This is a genomic window from Marinobacter persicus (assembly GCF_002934325.1).
Taxonomy (GTDB): domain Bacteria; phylum Pseudomonadota; class Gammaproteobacteria; order Pseudomonadales; family Oleiphilaceae; genus Marinobacter; species Marinobacter persicus_A.
The window spans coordinates 20,400-37,849 of sequence record NZ_PTIV01000014.1; the positions used below are offsets into that span (position 1 = coordinate 20,400).

General features: G+C 58.8%; 14 protein-coding genes. 10 read left to right on the plus strand and 4 right to left on the minus strand.

Annotation, left to right across the window (positions count from 1 at the left end):
- Nucleotide 1 precedes the first annotated feature (1 nt).
- The 6 genes from betI (at nt 2) to ahpF (ending at nt 7,933) form a co-directional block, all read left to right on the plus strand.
- On the plus strand, nt 2–595 hold the full coding sequence (gene betI, locus BY454_RS09050) for a transcriptional regulator BetI (RefSeq protein WP_104415394.1): 594 nt from the start codon (nt 2–4) through the stop codon (nt 593–595).
- A 61-nt stretch (nt 596–656) separates the two neighbouring features.
- The gene (gene betB / locus BY454_RS09055; RefSeq protein WP_104415395.1) at nt 657–2,132 is read left to right on the plus strand and encodes a betaine-aldehyde dehydrogenase; all 1,476 of its coding nucleotides are present in this window, start codon (nt 657–659) and stop codon (nt 2,130–2,132) included.
- A 27-nt stretch (nt 2,133–2,159) separates the two neighbouring features.
- Complete coding sequence (betA, locus tag BY454_RS09060; RefSeq protein WP_104415396.1) at nt 2,160–3,845, plus strand: choline dehydrogenase; 1,686 nt, start codon at nt 2,160–2,162, stop codon at nt 3,843–3,845.
- A gap of 230 nt (nt 3,846–4,075) precedes the next feature.
- Entirely contained in the window at nt 4,076–5,293 is a 1,218-nt protein-coding gene (locus tag BY454_RS09065; RefSeq protein ID WP_104415397.1) for a choline transporter, read from the plus strand.
- 285 nt (nt 5,294–5,578) lie between these two features.
- A complete protein-coding gene (gene ahpC / locus BY454_RS09070) occupies nt 5,579–6,142 on the plus strand; it encodes an alkyl hydroperoxide reductase subunit C (protein WP_104415398.1) in 564 nt (187 codons plus the stop codon).
- A gap of 222 nt (nt 6,143–6,364) precedes the next feature.
- The gene (ahpF, locus tag BY454_RS09075; RefSeq protein ID WP_104415399.1) at nt 6,365–7,933 is read left to right on the plus strand and encodes an alkyl hydroperoxide reductase subunit F; all 1,569 of its coding nucleotides are present in this window, start codon (nt 6,365–6,367) and stop codon (nt 7,931–7,933) included.
- A 72-nt stretch (nt 7,934–8,005) separates the two neighbouring features.
- Here ahpF and BY454_RS09080 read toward each other — a convergent pair whose 3' ends face one another.
- Nucleotides 8,006–9,037 carry a histone deacetylase family protein gene (locus BY454_RS09080; protein ID WP_104415400.1) on the minus strand — a complete coding sequence of 344 codons (1,032 nt, stop codon included), beginning with the start codon at nt 9,035–9,037 and terminating at the stop codon, nt 8,006–8,008.
- 123 nt (nt 9,038–9,160) lie between these two features.
- On the opposite strand from BY454_RS09080, the gene BY454_RS09085 reads away from it, so the two are divergent.
- Both BY454_RS09085 and BY454_RS09090 read left to right on the plus strand, forming a co-directional pair.
- Nucleotides 9,161–9,682 (plus strand): YgjV family protein, encoded by a 522-nt coding sequence (locus BY454_RS09085; protein WP_104415401.1) that lies wholly within the window; start codon nt 9,161–9,163, stop codon nt 9,680–9,682.
- A gap of 92 nt (nt 9,683–9,774) precedes the next feature.
- On the plus strand, nt 9,775–11,085 hold the full coding sequence (locus BY454_RS09090) for a hypothetical protein (RefSeq protein WP_308471491.1): 1,311 nt from the start codon (nt 9,775–9,777) through the stop codon (nt 11,083–11,085).
- Between the two features lie 7 nt (nt 11,086–11,092).
- On the opposite strand, the gene BY454_RS09095 is transcribed toward BY454_RS09090, so the two are convergent.
- On the minus strand, nt 11,093–11,938 hold the full coding sequence (locus BY454_RS09095; protein ID WP_104415402.1) for a prolipoprotein diacylglyceryl transferase family protein: 846 nt from the start codon (nt 11,936–11,938) through the stop codon (nt 11,093–11,095).
- A 344-nt stretch (nt 11,939–12,282) separates the two neighbouring features.
- Here BY454_RS09095 and BY454_RS09100 point away from each other — a divergent pair, with 344 nt between their 5' ends.
- The gene (locus BY454_RS09100) at nt 12,283–13,599 is read left to right on the plus strand and encodes a DEAD/DEAH box helicase (RefSeq protein ID WP_104415403.1); all 1,317 of its coding nucleotides are present in this window, start codon (nt 12,283–12,285) and stop codon (nt 13,597–13,599) included.
- Between the two features lie 165 nt (nt 13,600–13,764).
- Here BY454_RS09100 and BY454_RS09105 read toward each other — a convergent pair whose 3' ends face one another.
- Entirely contained in the window at nt 13,765–14,412 is a 648-nt protein-coding gene (locus BY454_RS09105; RefSeq protein WP_104415404.1) for an OmpW/AlkL family protein, read from the minus strand.
- A 277-nt stretch (nt 14,413–14,689) separates the two neighbouring features.
- On the opposite strand from BY454_RS09105, the gene BY454_RS09110 reads away from it, so the two are divergent.
- On the plus strand, nt 14,690–15,802 hold the full coding sequence (locus tag BY454_RS09110) for an NADH:flavin oxidoreductase (RefSeq protein ID WP_104415405.1): 1,113 nt from the start codon (nt 14,690–14,692) through the stop codon (nt 15,800–15,802).
- Nucleotides 15,803–15,895: 93 nt separating this feature from the next.
- Here the strand turns inward: BY454_RS09110 and BY454_RS09115 are convergent, their stop codons facing one another.
- On the minus strand, nt 15,896–17,407 hold the full coding sequence (locus BY454_RS09115; protein ID WP_104415406.1) for an acetyl-CoA hydrolase/transferase family protein: 1,512 nt from the start codon (nt 17,405–17,407) through the stop codon (nt 15,896–15,898).
- Between the last annotated feature and the right edge of the window lie 43 nt (nt 17,408–17,450).

Consider the following 17,450-nt stretch of genomic DNA (forward strand, 5'->3'; position numbering starts at 1 on the left):
CATGCCAAAAGTCGGAATGAAAGACACCCGTCGCCAGCAACTGATCGACGCCACCATGGAGTCGATTGCCGAGCTGGGCATGCAGAACACCACCATTGTCAGCATCAGCAAGCGGGCGGGGATGTCATCGGGAATCATCAGCCACTACTTCGGCGGCAAGCAGGGGCTGATTGAAGCAGCCCTGCGCCACCTGCTGGATCAGCTTGGTGGGGAGCTGCTGGAGCGCATGGCAAAAACCGACGGCTCTCCCAAGCAGCGGCTGGATTGCATCATTGAATCCAACTTCTCGGAATTCCAGCGCTCGGCGCTGGCAGCCAAGACCTGGCTGAGTTTCTGGTCGCGGGCCATGCACGAGCCGGGGCTGCACCGGTTGCAGCAGATCAACAACGCCCGGCTGTACAGCAACCTGCGGTATTCCTTTGCCCAGGTACTGCCGGCGGACAGCGCCACCGAGGCGGCCCGACAGACCGCCGCACTGATTGACGGTTTCTGGCTGCGCAGTGCCCTGAGTGCGGACCCGTCCGAGCACTTCGAAGCGGGCGAGCGCCTGTGCAAGAAGTTTGTCCACGAGACGCTGGCCCAGGCTCGCGCCTGAGCCCATTGAATGAAACGGCCCACAAGGCCTGAAGTCACCCAATTGAGGGATTTTCCGGATCATGTCTGAAGCAGCAACGGTTCCTGTTGTCCGTAACTTTATCCACGGCCGGTTTCTGGCCAACACCACCGGTGAGACCTTCCCGGTGGTAAACCCGGCCACCGGCCAGGTCATCTACGAAGTGGAAGTGGCCGATGAGGCCATCCAGGAAGCGGCCATTGAAAGCGCACGGGCTGGTTTTCTCCAGTGGTCCGCCATGCCGATGGTCGAGCGCAGCCGGGTTCTGCTTAAGGCGGTGGCATTGCTGCGCGAGCGGAACGATGAGTTGGCCGCCGTGGAAGTGAAAGACACCGGCAAGCCCTGGCAGGAAGCCGAAGCCGTGGATGTGACCACCGGCGCCGATGCCATCGAATTCTTTGCCGGCCTGGCGCCGTCCATCGAAGGCAACCAGCAGGATCTGGGCGGCGATTTTTATTACACCCGCCGCGAGCCCCTGGGCATCTGTGCCGGTATTGGTGCCTGGAACTACCCGCTGCAGATTGCCTGCTGGAAGTCGGCCCCGGCGCTGGCCACCGGCAATGCCATGATCTTCAAGCCGTCGGAAGAAACCCCGATGGGCGCGGTGAAGCTGGCGGAGATCTTCATCGAGGCCGGTGTGCCGGCGGGCGTGTTCAACGTGGTTCAGGGCGCCGCCGAAGTGGGGCAGTGGCTGACCCATAGCCCAGCCATCGCCAAGGTGTCGTTCACCGGCGAGGTGGGCACCGGCAAAAAGGTCATGGAAGCCTCCGCCTCCACCCTGAAAGACGTGACCATGGAGCTGGGCGGCAAGTCCCCCCTGATCATCTTCGATGACGCGGATCTGGAGAACGCTATCTCCGCCGCCATGGTAGGCAACTTCTACACCCAGGGCGAAATCTGCACCAACGGCACCCGGGTGTTCGTGCACGAAGACCTCTACCCGGCCTTCATGGATCGCCTGCTGGAACGCACCCGCAAGAACATTGTCCCGGGCGATCCGATGAACCCGGACACCAACTTCGGCGCGCTGATCTCCAAAAAGCATCAGGAACTGGTGCTGGATTACATCGCCAAGGGGCTGTCCGAGGGCGCCACCCTGAGCAACGGCGGCCGGGCGTTTGAACCGGCCGACTCGAAAGGCGGCTACTTCGTGGAGCCGACCATCTTCACCGATTGCACCGACGATATGACCATCGTGCGCGAGGAAATCTTCGGCCCGGTGATGTCGGTGCTCACTTTCCGCGATGAGGATGAGGTGATTGCCCGGGCCAACGACACTGAAACGGGTCTGGCCGCCGGCGTGTTCACCAACGACATCCGTCGCGCCCACCGGGTGATTCACCAGATCCAGGCGGGTATCTGCTGGATCAACAGCTACGGCGAATCCCCGGCGGAAATGCCCGTGGGCGGCTACAAGCTCTCCGGCATTGGCCGGGAGAACGGGCGCGTGACGCTGGACCACTACACCCAGATCAAATCGGTGTATGTGGGCATGAAAGACCTTGACGCACCGTTCTGATCCCGCAGGCCACAGAGGAGTAAGTGTATGAAAGAAGCACAATACGACTACATCATTGTGGGTGCGGGCTCGGCCGGTTGTGTGCTGGCCAACCGGCTCACCGAGGATGCGGGCAACCGGGTGCTGCTGCTGGAAACCGGTGGCAGCGACAAGAGCATCTTCATCCAGATGCCCACGGCCCTGTCCATTCCCATGAATACCAGAAAATACGCGTGGCAGTTCCACACCGACCCGGAGCCGCACCTGGACAACCGGGAAATGCATTGCCCCCGGGGCAAGGTGCTGGGCGGTTCATCCTCCATCAACGGCATGGTGTATGTGCGCGGCCACGCCCGGGATTTCGACGAGTGGGAAGCGGAAGGCGCGACCGGCTGGGATTACGCCCATGTGCTGCCGTATTTCCAGAAGGCGGAAACCTGGGCCTTCGGTGGTGACGACTACCGGGGCAACGAAGGCCCGCTGGGCGTGAACAACGGCAACAACATGCAGAACCCGCTGTATTCGGCCTTTGTTCAGGCCGGCGTCGACGCCGGCTACATGGAAACCAAAGATTACAACGGCGCGCGCCAGGAAGGCTTTGGTCCCATGCACATGACGGTGAAAAACGGCCGTCGCTGGTCCACCGCCAATGCCTACCTGCGCCCGGCCATGGCCCGGGATAACCTGACCGTGGTCACCCACGCCCAGGTGCACCGGGTATTGCTGGACGGCAAGACCGCCACCGGCGTTCGTTACGAGCAGGGCGGCAAGGTGCATGAGGTCCAGGCTGCCAAAGAAGTGGTGCTCTCGGCGGGCTCCATCGGCTCGCCCCACCTGCTGCAACTCTCCGGCATCGGTAACCCGGAGGTGCTCAAACAAGCCGGTATCGAGGTTGAGCACGCACTGCCCGGCGTGGGCGAGAACCTGCAGGACCATCTGGAATTCTATTTCCAGTTCCGCTGCAACCAGCCGGTGTCCCTGAACCGCAAGCTGGACTGGTGGAACAAATTCAAGATCGGCGTGCGCTGGATTCTGCGCAAGGACGGCCTGGGCGCCACCAATCACTTTGAATCCTGTGGTTTTATCCGCTCCAAGCCGGGCGTCGAGTGGCCGGACTTGCAATACCATTTCCTGCCGGCGGCCATGCGCTACGACGGCAAGGAAGCATTCTCCGGCGATGGCTTCCAGCTGCACATCGGCCACAACAAGCCGAAAAGCCGGGGTTTTGTGCACGTGCAGTCGGCCGACCCGAAGCAGTCACCGCGCATTCGCTTCAACTACCTGCAACACGAGGACGACCGTGAAGGTTTCCGGGACTGTGTGCGCCTGACCCGGGAGATCATCAACCAGCCGGCCATGGACGCCTACCGGGGCGCGGAGATCCAGCCCGGAGAACACATCACCAGCGATGAAGACATCGATGCCTTCGTCCGCCAGGCGGTGGAAAGCGCCTATCACCCGTCCTGCACCTGCAAGATGGGCACCGACGAGTTGGCGGTGGTGGACCCGGAGACCCGGGTGCGCGGCATCGACAACCTGCGGGTGGTGGATTCTTCCATTTTCCCGACCATTCCCAACGGCAACCTGAACGCGCCCACCATCATGGTGGCCGAGCGGGCCGCCGACCTCATTCGGGGCAAGGAGCCCCTGCCGGCCTCGGCCGCACCCGTCGACATGGATGACCAGTGGCAGGTGCACCAACGCCCAGGCCAGGCCAAACGGGCGCACCCCTAGCTTTTTAGCAACCGTTTAATAGCAATCCCGCGACCGTGATCTACCCCGGGTGCGCAAGGTGCCCGGGTAGCAAGCCCTCAGGATTTCCCTATCAGCGCAGCGGCCTTGTGCCGTTCTTGGGCGCCGGATAGGCAAGTCCTGGGTTTGTGTCCGATTCGAAATCAATTGAGTAGAGGAGGAACACCCATGCTGTGCAATATAGTGAGTAACACCAACCGGAGGCTGAGCGTATGACACTCTGGTTATCATCTGGTCTGATTTTTACCTTCGCCGCCATTGCCCTGATTCTGTACAAATGGTGGGACATGCAGTGCATCGGCGTGACGCCGGTTCGCACGCTGGTCTTCATTGCCATTCTGTTCACCTCCGGGCTGGACGTGGGGCTGATCATGTTCCCGCTGACCGAGTTTGGCGGCTATGGCAATGTGGCTGACAACCCGGAATACGGTTTCGCCAACCCGCTGGCCATCGAATTCGGCTTCTGGGCGTTCCTGATCTGGGGGTTTTACTTCCTGACCTGTTTCTACTTCGCGATCATCGAGCCTAGGGTGCAGTTCTTTGAAATTCCGGTGGTGAAGTTCATCAACAACGTGGTGATCATCGGCACCTGTGCGTTCACCGCTTATCTGCTGCTGGCGAACCTGCCGTGGTACCTGCCCGAGCTGAGCAGTGACGACGGGGTGGTGCCGGCGTTCTATGCGATCGTGTTTCTGTCGATTGCGCTGGCGGTGTATTCCAGTTCCAAGATCAAGTACGTGCGAATCCTGAGTGTGGGTTCCAGTCTCCTGTTTATCGCTCTCATCGTGGGCATGTGGTTCCGGGCCTTTGTGCTGGGGCAAGGCTCACCGGCCGATTTCTTCGGCACCGCGAGCATGCTGGGCGAGTATTTTGGCAACCTGAACAAGTTTGTGTTGCCGATCAATGACTATCACGAGTTCTACCTGTTCTGGTGGTTCGCCTGGAGCATCATGATCGGCCAGTTCACCGCCCGCTTCGTGTCCGGTATCAAGACCTGGCAGTTGCTACTGGCCATGCTGGTGGTGCCGTCCATTGCCATTGGTGTGTGGTTCAGCGTGCTTTACTACTACCATGCCGAGGGCCTGAAGATTGCCGCGTTCACCAACATCGCCATGATCTTTGTGGGTGTGTTGATGGTGATTAACTCACTGGATTCGCTGATCCGGTTATACACCGACAACCTGAACCTGACCGCCCAGCGCCTGGGCCGGGTCAACTACGTGATCTTCAACCTGGTGGCCATGATCGGGCTGACCATGCTGTTCCAGCTGGATTTCCTGCGTATCCAGTGGGTTGGGGCACTGGTGATTGCCCTGTACTTCAGCTGCTTTGCCTACATCCTGTTGAAGAAGCGCAAGGAAGTGGCGGCGATCAAGGCGTCTCCGGAAGAAAATGTGTTGGATTTCCATAAAGTAGAACTCGCCGGTTGATACGCTCCGGGGCCTGGGTGGGCCGCTGTACCGGCGGCCTGGCCTGGTTCTGCCCTGGCCCTAAGGGTTTTCCGTGATCTTGAAGTTGACCGGATTGCCCTCACATAGGCCTCTGTTCCCGTTATTTATGCGGTCACGGGTTGATTCCGGTCGTCTCAGAGATGGCCGATAGGCAGGATCTATCTTTATTTTGGAAATTATCAATTTTCCTTTTTTATGGTTGGCCCGTATCGTAAGCACTGTTTTCAATCGTTACTCAAATGAACCAACAGGAGTTCTTCTTAAATGGGTATTATCAACAGCGAAATCAAACCGTTTAACGCCACTGCTTTCAAACAGGGCGAGTTCGTGGAAATCTCCGAAGCGGACGTGAAAGGCAAGTGGGCCATCTTCTTCTTCTATCCGGCCGACTTCACCTTCGTTTGCCCGACCGAGCTGGGCGACGTGGCCGACAAATACGAAGAGCTGCAGAAGCTGGGCGTTGAAGTGTTCTCTGTGTCCACCGACACTCACTTCACCCACAAGGCATGGCACGATGCTTCTGAGACCATCGGCAAGATCAACTACTACATGGTAGGCGACCAGACTGGCACCATCACCAACAACTTCGGTGTGATGCGTGAAGGCCAGGGCCTGGCAGACCGCGCTACCTTCCTGATCGACCCGGATGGTGTTATCCAGGCGATGGAAATCACTGCCGAAGGCATTGGCCGTGACGCAGACGACCTGCTGCGCAAGGTTAAAGCCGCTCAGTACGTTCGCAACCATCCTGGCGAAGTTTGCCCGGCCAAGTGGAAAGAAGGCGAAGAAACTCTGGCGCCGTCTCTGGACCTGGTTGGCAAAATCTAAGCGAGCCTGTAACGGCAATGCTTTAGGAAAAGGCCCGCATCGCGGGCCTTTTTCGTATCTGTTAATTGAAAGCCCGGAGTGAGATAGCGGGTGCCTATCAATTGATTTGTTGTTATCAATTTGCTGTTTTGATAGTCAGTCTTTATCTTATTCCCATCTTCTGATCACGAACTGATTACTTTCAAAGACTTGGATTTACGACATTAAAGGGGAACACCGAACATGTTGGACGCGAACATCAAGCAACAACTGAAGGCATACATGGAAAAGCTGCAGCAGCCGATTGAGCTGGTGGCAGCGTATGACGACAGCGAAAAGTCCCAGGAGCTCAAGCAGCTGCTGGAGGAAATCGAGCCGATGTCCAGCAAGATCGGCTTGCGCACCGAGAGCGACCAGCGTGTTGGTCGCCCGTCGTTCGCCATTCAGCGTGTGGGCACAGACGTCAGCGTTCGCTTCGCAGGCATTCCCATGGGCCACGAGTTCACCTCTCTGGTGTTGGCCCTGTTGCAGGTGGGCGGTCACCCGTCCAAGGCGTCCCAGGAATTGATCGAACAGATCCAGGACCTGGACGAAGAGCTGGAATTCGAAACCTACTTCTCCCTGTCCTGTCAGAACTGCCCGGACGTGGTGCAGGCGCTGAACCTGATCAGCATCCTGAACCCGAAGATCAAACACACCGCGATCGACGGCGCCGTGTTCCAGGACGAAGTGGAGCGACGCGAGGTGATGGCGGTACCCAGTGTGTTCATGAACGGTGAACCCTGGGGCCAGGGCCGCATGACCCTGGAAGAAATCGTGGCCAAGCTGGATACCAATTCAGCGGCCAAGGAAGCCAAGAAGATCAACGAGCGCGATCCGTTCGAAGTGCTGGTCATTGGTGGTGGCCCGGCGGGTGCCTCTGCGGCCATCTATGCCGCCCGTAAAGGTATCTCCACCGGTATTGCTGCCGAGCGCTTCGGTGGCCAGGTGGCCGACACCATGGGCATCGAGAACCTGATTTCCGTGCCTTACACCGAGGGCCCGAAGCTGGTGTCTGCCATGGAGCAGCACGTTAATGAATACGACGTGGACATCATGAACATGCAGCGCGCCGAGAAGCTGATCCCGGCGAAAGAGAAGGGTGGTCTGCACGAGGTTCGCCTGGAGAATGGCGCTACCCTGCAGTCAAAAACCCTGATCCTGTCCACCGGTGCCCGCTGGCGCCAGATGGGCGTGCCGGGCGAGGAAGAGTACCGCAACAAGGGCGTGGCCTACTGCCCCCACTGCGACGGCCCACTGTTCAAGGGCAAGCGTGTGGCAGTCATCGGCGGTGGTAACTCCGGCGTGGAAGCAGCCATCGACCTGGCCGGCATCGTGGGCCACGTGACCCTGATCGAGTTCGGCGATGAAATGAAGGCCGATGAGGTTCTGCAGCGCAAACTGCGTAGCCTGGACAACGTGAAGATCATCACCTCCGGCCAGACCACTGAAATCGTCGGCGAGAACGGCAAGGTGAGCGGTCTGAACTACACCGACCGCAAGACGGGTGATAGCCACCACGTGGAGCTGGAAGGTGTGTTCGTGCAGATCGGCCTGGTGCCAAACACCGAATGGCTGAAAGGTGGTGAAATTGAACTGAGCCAGCACGGTGAAATCATCGTAAATGACCGTAACGAGACCTCGGTTCCGGGTATTTTCGCGGCGGGCGATGTCACCACCGTGCCCTACAAGCAGATCGTGATCTCCATGGGGGAAGGCTCCAAGGCTGCTCTGAGCGCCTTCGACTTCATCATCCGCAACTCTGCGGAGTAAACGCTTCACACGGGCCTGGCTCCCATCAGGCCTCCCCTTCACCGGTGTCTGCGCAAGCGGCCACCGGTTTTTTTATGCCTTGCCCTCAAACCCCTGCATCACATTCACGGCGTTCACGCCAATGGCATCCACATCGTAGCCGCCTTCCATGGTAAACAGTGTGGGCAGGCCCAGTTGCGCCAGGCGCTGGCCCAGGGTCAGGTAATCCGGGGAGGTGAGCTTGAAGAACGAGATGGGGTCGTCCTCGAAGGTGTCCACTCCCAGCGGCACCACCAGGGCATCCGCGCCAAAATCGGCAATGCGCCGACAGGCGGTTTCCAGGCCCTGACGCCAGACACTGAAGGGGGTGCCCGGTGGGTAGACAATGTTGAGGTTATAGCCTTCACCTTCACCCTCGCCGGTTTCATCCTCAAAACCCAGGAAGTGCGGAAAAACCAGATCCGGGTCGCCGTGCAGGCTGATGGTGAGCACATCGTTACGGTGGTAGAAAATGGATTGGGTGCCATTGCCGTGGTGAAAATCCACATCGAGCACGGCCACCCGTTCATAGCCTTGATCCCGGAACGCCTGCGCGGCAATGGCGGCGTTGTTGAAGAAGCAGTAGCCGCCGAACAGGTCGGCGTGGGCGTGGTGCCCCGGTGGGCGGCAGAGCGCAAAGACGGCCCGTTCGCCGCCGGCCACCAGCTTCTGGCCGGTGAGGGCAACGTTTACCGAGGCGCATGCCGCCTCCCAGGTCCCGTCAGAGATGGAAGTGTCCGCGCCCATGCTGTAATAGCCCAGGCGACCATCAATGTCTTTTGGTTCCCGGTGGCGCATGCCTCGCCCGGCCCAGAACACGGGAATGGCCTCACCCTGTTTGCCATCGGACTGCCATTCCTGCCAGCAGTTTTCCAAGAACTCTACGTAATTGTCGGTGTGGACCCGCTTGATCGGTTCCAGCCCGAACTCCTCGGGCTCCACTATCTCGCCCAGAGCCTGGCTTTTTACTCGCGCCAGGATGGTCTCGGCCCGGGAGGGCTTCTCGTGGGGAGCGATCAACAGGCCGCCATCGAGCTCGGTTTTCACATCGCGGCGGTTGTGTAGGGGAGAGAAGACGGTTTTCATGGCAGGGCTTCCGGACTATGGCGTGTATTGGGGCTTCTCAGGCAATGTCGCACGAGCAGCGACATAGCTCAAGATTGTCTGTTGTGGCAGTCTGGGGGCGAATACGCGAAAGGACCACTCCCTATGACCGTAGCAGAGATGCTGGGCCAGTTTTTTGGCCTCGTGGCCCTGGCTTTCTGCATTGCCGGGTTCGCCAACAAAAACGATGATCGGCTGATGGTGCTGCTGATCTCCGCCAATGTGGCGTTTGTGCTGATGTTCGCCTCGTTCCAGAGCTGGACGGCGGCGGCCCTGACCGTTCTGGTGATCGTCCGCATTGCCCTGGCCCGACGTTTTCAGGGCAACTGGTGGCTGATGCTGAGTATGCTGGCAGTCAGCGGGCTGGCGGCCTGGGCCACCTGGCAGTCGATAACCGATATTTTCCCGGTTATGGCCATGGCCTTCGGCACCGTGGGGATGTTCATGCTGCGGGGAATTCCACTGCGGGTCGTGCTGGGTCTGGCGGCGTTCTCCTGGATGCTGAACAACATTGTGATCGGCTCGATCGGGGGCATTCTGGCCGAGGGTATGGTGTTGGTGACCAATGGCATTACGATTGTCCGCCTGTATCGCCTGCGCCGGAAATTCCCGGATATTATTGAGTAAATGAAGAAGATGGGCATTGCCATAATTGCGGATGGCCCTGGTTATTAGCTTCCTTATGATAGGCCGCGTGTATTCCCGATAAGGAAACTTCTTTGCTGATTCGTTTGCGCTCCGCTTTCGCCTATCTGGCGCTAATCGCTGCTGTGTTGTCACTGCTGCCGGGTATGACCCAGCTAGGTGCGGTTGCCGTGGCGCTGGCTGTGAGTCTTGGGTGGCGGGAGATGCGTGGGGTGCCCAAAGTGGTGTTTTCGGTGGCCTTGATTGCCCTGGCATATGCACTGGTGGCTGATCGTTCGCTGATTGGTGAGGGTTCGGCCAATGTCACTCGCCTGGCTGGCCTGATCCTGTCGGTCATGCTGTTGTCGCAAGTACTCTCGCGCACCCGCGATCTGCAGAGAATTTCCATCAGCTTGTTCAGTGGCCGGCCGGTTTCCAGGTATCTCAGTCTGGCCTACGGTACCGCGTTGGTATCCATTCCACTGAATTTTGGGTCGGTGGCGGTCATTGGCAGCCTGGTGGCTGATCGCATCCACAAGGAGGGCGATTCTGCTGCTACCCGAAACGCGACTCGGGCTGTCTTGCGGGGGTTCGGTGTGGCTCCGATGTTCTCGCCGTTGTCTATTTCTGTGGTGCTGACCCTGACGTTGCTGCCGGGGCTGGCAAGCATGGAGTTACTGGCGTTGGCGGTGCCTTTTTCAGTTTTGCTGCTTCTGTTTGGTTGGTTCTGGCGAGAGCCCGAAGCCCCTTCAACCGAGACGGTAGCGGAAGATGCTGCCAGCCCTGCCAGTTGGTTGCGGTTTTCCAGCGTTATTGCCGGCATTTGCGTGGGGGCGTTTCTGCTTACCAGCCAATGGGGCTTCAGCTACGCCCATGGTGTCACCCTGAGTGCGCTGGCCGTGGTTTTGGGAGGACGCCTGCTGGAGCTGTTTCGGGCAGAACGTTCTCCGGTCGCGAGTATGTCCCACGTCAGCAACGAACTGGCCATTGTCGGTGGCTCGGCTTTCATTGGTGCTGTTATCAGTGGCGTGGTCCTGGGTAGTGTTAGCGCCAGCCCGGAATGGCCGGCCTGGCTATGGCCGGTGCTGGCGGCTTGTGTGCCCTGGGTATTTTTTGCCGCAGGCCTGGGTGGCGTGAACCCCATCGTGATAGGCACGCTGGCCGGAGGCATCCTTGGCTCGATCTGGCCGGAGAGTGCGGTGCTGGGCCTTGGTATTGGAATGGTCACTGGTTGGGGCGTAACGGCATTTGGTACCCCGTTTGCCGCCAATGCCCTGTTGATGGAACGTTTGACCGGTTACAGGCCGGTGGATGCCTCCCTGCGCTGGAATCTGAGACTGTCCCTGTCCGCGCTGGTACTGGCCAGCCTGATGGCTGCAGCTGCGACTTTCTGGTTAATGCCCTGAGTGCGCTTTACTGTGCGGATGCTGGACTTGTCTGGTTCAGGAAGGCCGGGTCGAAGCGCTCCAGTTTCTCCACCAGGGTGGCACGAGACAGCTCCCCCATGTGGCTGTCCAGCAACTGTCCGTCGGCGCTGTAGAACAACGTGGTCGGTAATCCGTGACTCCCTACGACCTGTCCGAAGCTGCCGGTTTGATCTCTCACCACATGGTCCAGATTGAGTGACTGCTTTTCCAGGAAGCGGCGGATGGTTTCGCCATGTTCCCCCTGATTGGCAAACACGAAGCGGATGTCCGTGTAGTTCTGTTGAGCGGTCTCCAGAACCGGCATCTCCCGAATGCAGGGCGGGCACCAGGTGGCCCAGAGATTGACCACCAGGGGCTTGCCATCAGCGATGGCGGTCAGGCTGGCGGGTTGTCCGTTCAGCTCCGCCAATTCGACGTCTGGCAAACCGCTGGCCTGCTGATGGATCAGGGCAATGGCGCCAAACGTGGTGCCCCATGTCACGGCCCCGGCAACGAGGGCGGCGCTCAGAGGCTTGCGTAGTGTACTTTGGCGCCACATCCGGTACCCGGTGAAGACCAGTGCGACCAGCACACCGGTAATCACGTCGAAGCCGCCGTCACGGATATCCACCATGCCCAGCCAATCATTCTGGTAATGCTCGAAATAACGCACCACAAAGCCGATACGGGCCGATACCAGAGCCACCAGAAAAACATCGGCCAGAGTGCCGGCCACGGGCGTTTTCTGCTTTCGGCCGGCGATGGCGCCCACCAACAGGGCAACGCCGAAGGCGAGTATCAGAAGAACGTGTTCGATGGATAGACTGACCGGCCCTATGCCAACGCTGAGCATGGATTCTCCGTTTTGTTATGGGTGACAGGTGGATACCGACGTTAATGACCAACAGGAGAGGCCGGAGTTCCTGTGTCACTGGAAAACAAAAGCATGCTTATTAAAAACATGCGTAGCTATTCTCCGGGCGCTCTGTTATCGTGCCCGCATCCTGCCTCTAAGGATTCCGCAGTTTCCGGCAAAAAGCCACCTTGCGAACTATCCAAACGACCCGTCAGAGGACGTCACCCCACATTTGGCGCGTGACCGTAGTCGTCTTTTAATTCCATGAACTTTCATGGCATCTGCCCGCATTCGTCAACGATGGCGTTCGTGGAGGCAGAACAATCAAGAGTGTTTCTTATATGAGTTTTTCTTCCCTCGGTTTGTCCGAGCAACTGGTGCGTGCCACTTCCGATCAGGGTTATGAAACCCCGTCCCCCATTCAGCAGCAGGCGATTCCTGCCGTGCTGTCGGGCAAGGACGTAATGGCGGCCGCCCAGACTGGCACCGGTAAAACCGCTGGCTTTACCCTGCCACTGTTGCAGCGTCTGGCTGCAAAGCCACGCACCGGCAAAGGCCCCCGGGCCCTGATTCTGGCCCCCACCCGTGAACTGGCGGCCCAGGTGCACGACAGCGTGAACCTCTACAGTCGCTATGTACCCACTAAATCCGCCGTGGTGTTTGGTGGCGTCAAGATCAATCCGCAGATGATGAAGCTGCGCAAGGGTCTGGATGTACTGGTAGCCACCCCCGGTCGCTTGCTGGATCTTTACCAGCAAAATGCCGTGCGTTTCGATGAAATTGAAATCCTGGTGCTGGACGAAGCCGACCGCATGCTGGACATGGGCTTTATCCGCGACATTCGCAAGATTCTCGCGATGCTGCCGGCCAAGCGACAGAACCTGCTGTTTTCCGCCACCTTCTCCAATGAAATCCGCACCCTGGCCCAGGGCCTGCTGGATAACCCGGTTCAGGTGGAAGTGGCCGCCCGCAACACCACGGCCGAAAAGGTGAAGCAGTCTGTTTACCCGGTGGACCAGAGCCAGAAAACCGCGCTGCTGAGCAGGCTGGTGCGTGACAATGCGTGGGAGCAGGTGCTGGTGTTCACTCGCACCAAGCATGGAGCCAACCGCCTGACCCAGAAACTGGAAAAAGACGGTATTACCGCTGCCGCGATTCACGGCAACAAATCCCAGGGTGCTCGCACCCGCGCACTGGCCAATTTCAAGGCCGGTGAAGTGCGCGTACTGGTGGCCACCGATATCGCGGCCCGTGGTCTGGACATCAAACAGCTGCCGCAGGTGGTGAACTTTGAACTGCCAAATGTGCCGGAAGACTACGTGCATCGTATCGGCCGTACCGGCCGCGCAGGCGAAAGTGGCCATGCACTGTCACTGGTGAGTGCGGATGAAGGCAAGCAACTGGCGGGTATCGAGAAGCTGATCAAGAAGCAGTTGCCGCGCACGGAAATCGAAGGCTTTGAGCCGAAGAACAATCTGCCGCTGAAGCCAAAGGCCAAGGCGGATCCGAGCAAGGCTCGTGGTCGTAAGCCGCAGGGCGCGAATAAAGCTAAGAGCTTTGGTCCGAAACCGGCGGGTAGTAATCCTGGCCGGGGCCGCGGTGGTGCTGGCCAGGGACAGGGCAGAGGCCGCCCATCCCAGCAGCGCCGTAGCGCCTGATAGCTGGCTGTTATGACTGAGAAAGGGGCCGGGTTTCAAAACCCGGCCCCTTTTTTGTGACGTAATCCGGGTTCTCCAGACACAAAAAGGCGGGGCCAGAGGCCCCGCACAGGAGAACGCACCTTGGCAGCCCACAGACCGGAGGCTGCCGGGGTACGGGGATTCTTAGAACTTGTAGGTCATACCGATCATGTAAACCATCGGGTCGATTTGGACGTCGAATTTTTCTGTGACGCCTTCAACTTCAGCCTCAGTTTCGATATCGGCATACCACACAGCAGCGTTCAAGCCGAAGCTCTTGTTCAGCATGTAGTCAACGCCAACTTCTACTGCGGCACCTACACTGTCTTCCAGGGTGAGCTCACCAGGCAGATCTGTTTGCTCATCAAAGAAAGTGGTGTAGTTAACCCCAACGCCAGCGTATGGTTGGATAGCTGACCCGCTGGGCATTGGGTAGTACTGCAGGGTCAGTGTTGGCGGGAGGTGCTTGGTTTCGCCGAGATCTGCGCCGTCCAACACACCACCACTACCGGTAATGTTGTGTTTAAAAGGCGTGGCCGCAAGCAGGCCAAGGCCCAAGCTGTCAGTGAACATGTAAGTAGCACGCAAACCCAGCTGGGTGTTGGAATCTACCGCGGCTTCGGTGCCAGTATTGCCAACGCCTTTCACGACGATCGAATCACTAGAATCATCCGGCGCTACATGCACGGCACCGCCACGAACTACAAAATTACCGGCCTCAAACGCCTGAGCAGCCGGAGCCACTGCCATTACTGCTGCTGCCAGAACGCCTACTTTGAAACTACGGGACATAGCCTTTACTCCTCGTGTATGAATAATCTATGACCGTAATGTAATCCCCATGGCCTCAGGGATCTTGATTTAGCGCAAGAAATGATTGCGCTGACGGGAACTCGCTGAGAACCGTTGATGCAACTCAAAAAAACGGCGGCTGCTCACCGGTGTATTGCTTGCTATGTTTTTTCGGGTTTCACGGGCTCCAATGAGTAAAAGCCTGCGTATACTGGTACCAAGGCTGGTAATTAAAAGCTCGCTAAATTTTTGTACCCCCTTTTATCTGTGAGGCTTTATGACGTTGAATCTGGACCCGCTGTTTCAGCCCTTTGATCTGGGAAGGTTGCACCTGCGCAATCGCGTAGCTATGGCGCCGATGACCCGGAATTTCTCGCCCCGGGGCATTCCGGGCGAGGATGTAGTGGCCTATTATCGCCGGCGTGCCGAGGCTGGTATCGGCCTGATCATCACCGAAGGCACGGTGGTCAATCACCCGGCCGCGAACGGTTACCCGGATGTGCCGGCGTTTCATGGCGAGCAGGCCCTGGCCGGCTGGAAGCAGGTGGCGGATGCGGTGCATCAGGCCGGCGGCGCGATTTTCCCCCAGTTGTGGCATGTGGGCGCGGTGCGCAAGGAAGGCATGGAGCCGGACCCGCAGGTGCCGGGTTACAGCCCGTCTGGCCTTTATGCACCGGGCAAACCCAACGGCAAGGCCATGACCCGGGAAGACATCCGCGATGTGGTCAAGGCTTTTGGTCAGGCCGCTGCCGATGCCAGGGCCCTGGGTTTTGACGGGGTGGAAATCCACGGTGCGCACGGTTACCTGCTGGACCAGTTTTTGTGGGAAGGCACCAACCAGCGCGAGGATGAATACGGCGGCAGTATGGAAAACCGTCTGCGCATCGTCGTGGAGGTGATTGAAGAAGTCCGCCACTGCGTGGGTCCGGATTTCCCCATCATGCTGCGCTTCTCTCAGTGGAAAATGCAGGATTACGAAGCCAGGCTGGCGCATACACCGGATGAGCTGGAGGCGTTTCTCAAGCCGCTGTCCGAGGCCGGTGTGGATATCTTCCACGCTTCCACCCGCCGTTTCTGGGAACCGGAATTCGAGGGTTCGAACCTGAACCTGGCCGGCTGGACCCAGAAGCTCACCGGCAAGCCGGCGATGTCGGTGGGCAGTGTCGGTCTGACGGAGGATTTCATCAGTGGCACGTTCGCCAGTGAGAAGGAATCGGTGGAACGTTCAGGCCTGGACGAGCTGGCCGAGCGCATGGCCAATCACGAGTTTGAGCTGATTGCGGTGGGCCGGGCGCTGCTGCAGGACCCGTACTGGTTGCAAAAGGTGAAGGACGGGCGTCTGGATGAGATCGAGGATTTCTCCAAAAGCGCGCTTGGCAAGCTTTACTGATTCGCTGTTACTGAACCTGTAAAAACAAAAAAGCCGCAACCCCGAGGGGCTGCGGCTTTTTTCATCGGTTTCGATGCGTGAACCCGAAGGCTCTTACATCTTGCCGGTTTCTTCGAAGTTCTCGTGCCAGCTCAGGGCTTCCGCCAGGTTGTGCGGAGTGTGCTGGCCACGGCCGTTCTTGGTGGCGCGCTCGAAGTAGTCGAGCAGGCGGTCACGGTAGTCCGGGTGTGCACACTTGTTGATCACTTCCAGGGCACGCTTGCGCGGGCACAGGCCACGCAGGTCGGCCAGACCCTGCTCGGTCACGATAACCTGTACGTCGTGCTCGGTGTGGTCCACGTGGGAAACCATCGGCACGATGGTGGAGATGTTGCCACCCTTGGCCAGGGACGGGGTCATGAAGATGGACAGGTAGCCGTTCCGGGCGAAGTCGCCGGAGCCGCCGATACCGTTCATCACACGGGTACCCATCACGTGAGTGGAATTCACGTTGCCGTAGATGTCGGCTTCGATCATGCCGTTCATGGCGATGATGCCAAGGCGACGGATCACTTCCGGATGGTTACTCACTTCCTGCTGACGCAGCATGATGCGGTCTTTGTACTCTTCGATGTTCTCGGCCAGCTCCTGGTTGGCTTCCGGGCTCAGGGAGAACGAAGTACAGGAGGCCATCTTCAGGGTGCCGGACTTCAGCATTTCCAGCATGCCGTCCTGCAGCACTTCGGTGTAGGACGTCAGGTTCTTGTACGGACCGTCGTTCAGGCCGGCCAGTACGGCGTTGGCGATGTTGCCCACACCGGACTGGATCGGCAGCAGTTCTTTCGGCATGCGACCAGCGTTGATCTCGTCATCGAAGAACTGGAGGATGTTCTGGGCGATCTGCTTGGAGGCTTCGTCCGGCTCGCTGAAGCTGGAGTTGCGGTCGGTTGAGTTGGTCTCAACGATGGCCGCAATCTTTTCTTTCGGGCACTTGATGTACGGGGTGCCAACGCGGTCTTCCGGCTTCAGTACCGGGATCGGCTGGCGATGCGGCGGCTGGAAGTCTTCCTGGTAGATGTCGTGCATGCCTTCCAGGCCGGCCGGCTGGCCGTGGTTGACCTCGAGAATGACCTTGTCGGCCACGTCGATCCAGGTCTTGTTGTTACCCACGGAGGAAGAGGGGATCAGGTGACCTTCTTCGGTAATGCCAACTACTTCGATCACGGCGACTTCCAGCTTGCCGTAGAAGCCGGCGGCTACGTCCGGGCCCAGGTGGGACAGGTGAACATCCATGTAGTCCATGCGGCCTTCGTTGATGTTCTTACGGCCGATGGGATCACTCTGGTACGGGATACGGAAGGACATGCCGTTCACTTCGGAAAGGACACCGTCCAGTTCCGGGGCGGTGGATGCGCCGGTAAATACGCCGATTTTGTATTCGGTGCCTTGCTCGCGCTGCTCGCGGATGTGGTCGGCCAGGGCCTGCGGGATGGCTTTCGGGTAGCCAGCGCCGGTGAAACCACTCATGCCAACGTTTACGCCGTTGGGAATCAGGGCGGCGGCCTCTTTGGCGCTCATGATGCGATCGTTCAGATCAGCACAACGAATTCTGGAAGCAGTAGACATAGCAGCTCCGAGTTACTGTTGGTTTTTTGGGATTGTGTCTATA

Coding starts and splice junctions, on each gene's coding strand:
- betI (WP_104415394.1), top strand. CDS start 2: ATGCCAAAAGTCGGAATGAAAGACACCCGTCGCCAGCAACTGATCGAC.
- betB (WP_104415395.1), top strand. CDS start 657: ATGTCTGAAGCAGCAACGGTTCCTGTTGTCCGTAACTTTATCCACGGC.
- betA (WP_104415396.1), top strand. CDS start 2,160: ATGAAAGAAGCACAATACGACTACATCATTGTGGGTGCGGGCTCGGCC.
- BY454_RS09065 (WP_104415397.1), top strand. CDS start 4,076: ATGACACTCTGGTTATCATCTGGTCTGATTTTTACCTTCGCCGCCATT.
- ahpC (WP_104415398.1), top strand. CDS start 5,579: ATGGGTATTATCAACAGCGAAATCAAACCGTTTAACGCCACTGCTTTC.
- ahpF (WP_104415399.1), top strand. CDS start 6,365: ATGTTGGACGCGAACATCAAGCAACAACTGAAGGCATACATGGAAAAG.
- BY454_RS09080 (WP_104415400.1), bottom strand. CDS start 9,037: ATGAAAACCGTCTTCTCTCCCCTACACAACCGCCGCGATGTGAAAACC.
- BY454_RS09085 (WP_104415401.1), top strand. CDS start 9,161: ATGACCGTAGCAGAGATGCTGGGCCAGTTTTTTGGCCTCGTGGCCCTG.
- BY454_RS09095 (WP_104415402.1), bottom strand. CDS start 11,938: ATGCTCAGCGTTGGCATAGGGCCGGTCAGTCTATCCATCGAACACGTT.
- BY454_RS09100 (WP_104415403.1), top strand. CDS start 12,283: ATGAGTTTTTCTTCCCTCGGTTTGTCCGAGCAACTGGTGCGTGCCACT.
- BY454_RS09105 (WP_104415404.1), bottom strand. CDS start 14,412: ATGTCCCGTAGTTTCAAAGTAGGCGTTCTGGCAGCAGCAGTAATGGCA.
- BY454_RS09110 (WP_104415405.1), top strand. CDS start 14,690: ATGACGTTGAATCTGGACCCGCTGTTTCAGCCCTTTGATCTGGGAAGG.
- BY454_RS09115 (WP_104415406.1), bottom strand. CDS start 17,407: ATGTCTACTGCTTCCAGAATTCGTTGTGCTGATCTGAACGATCGCATC.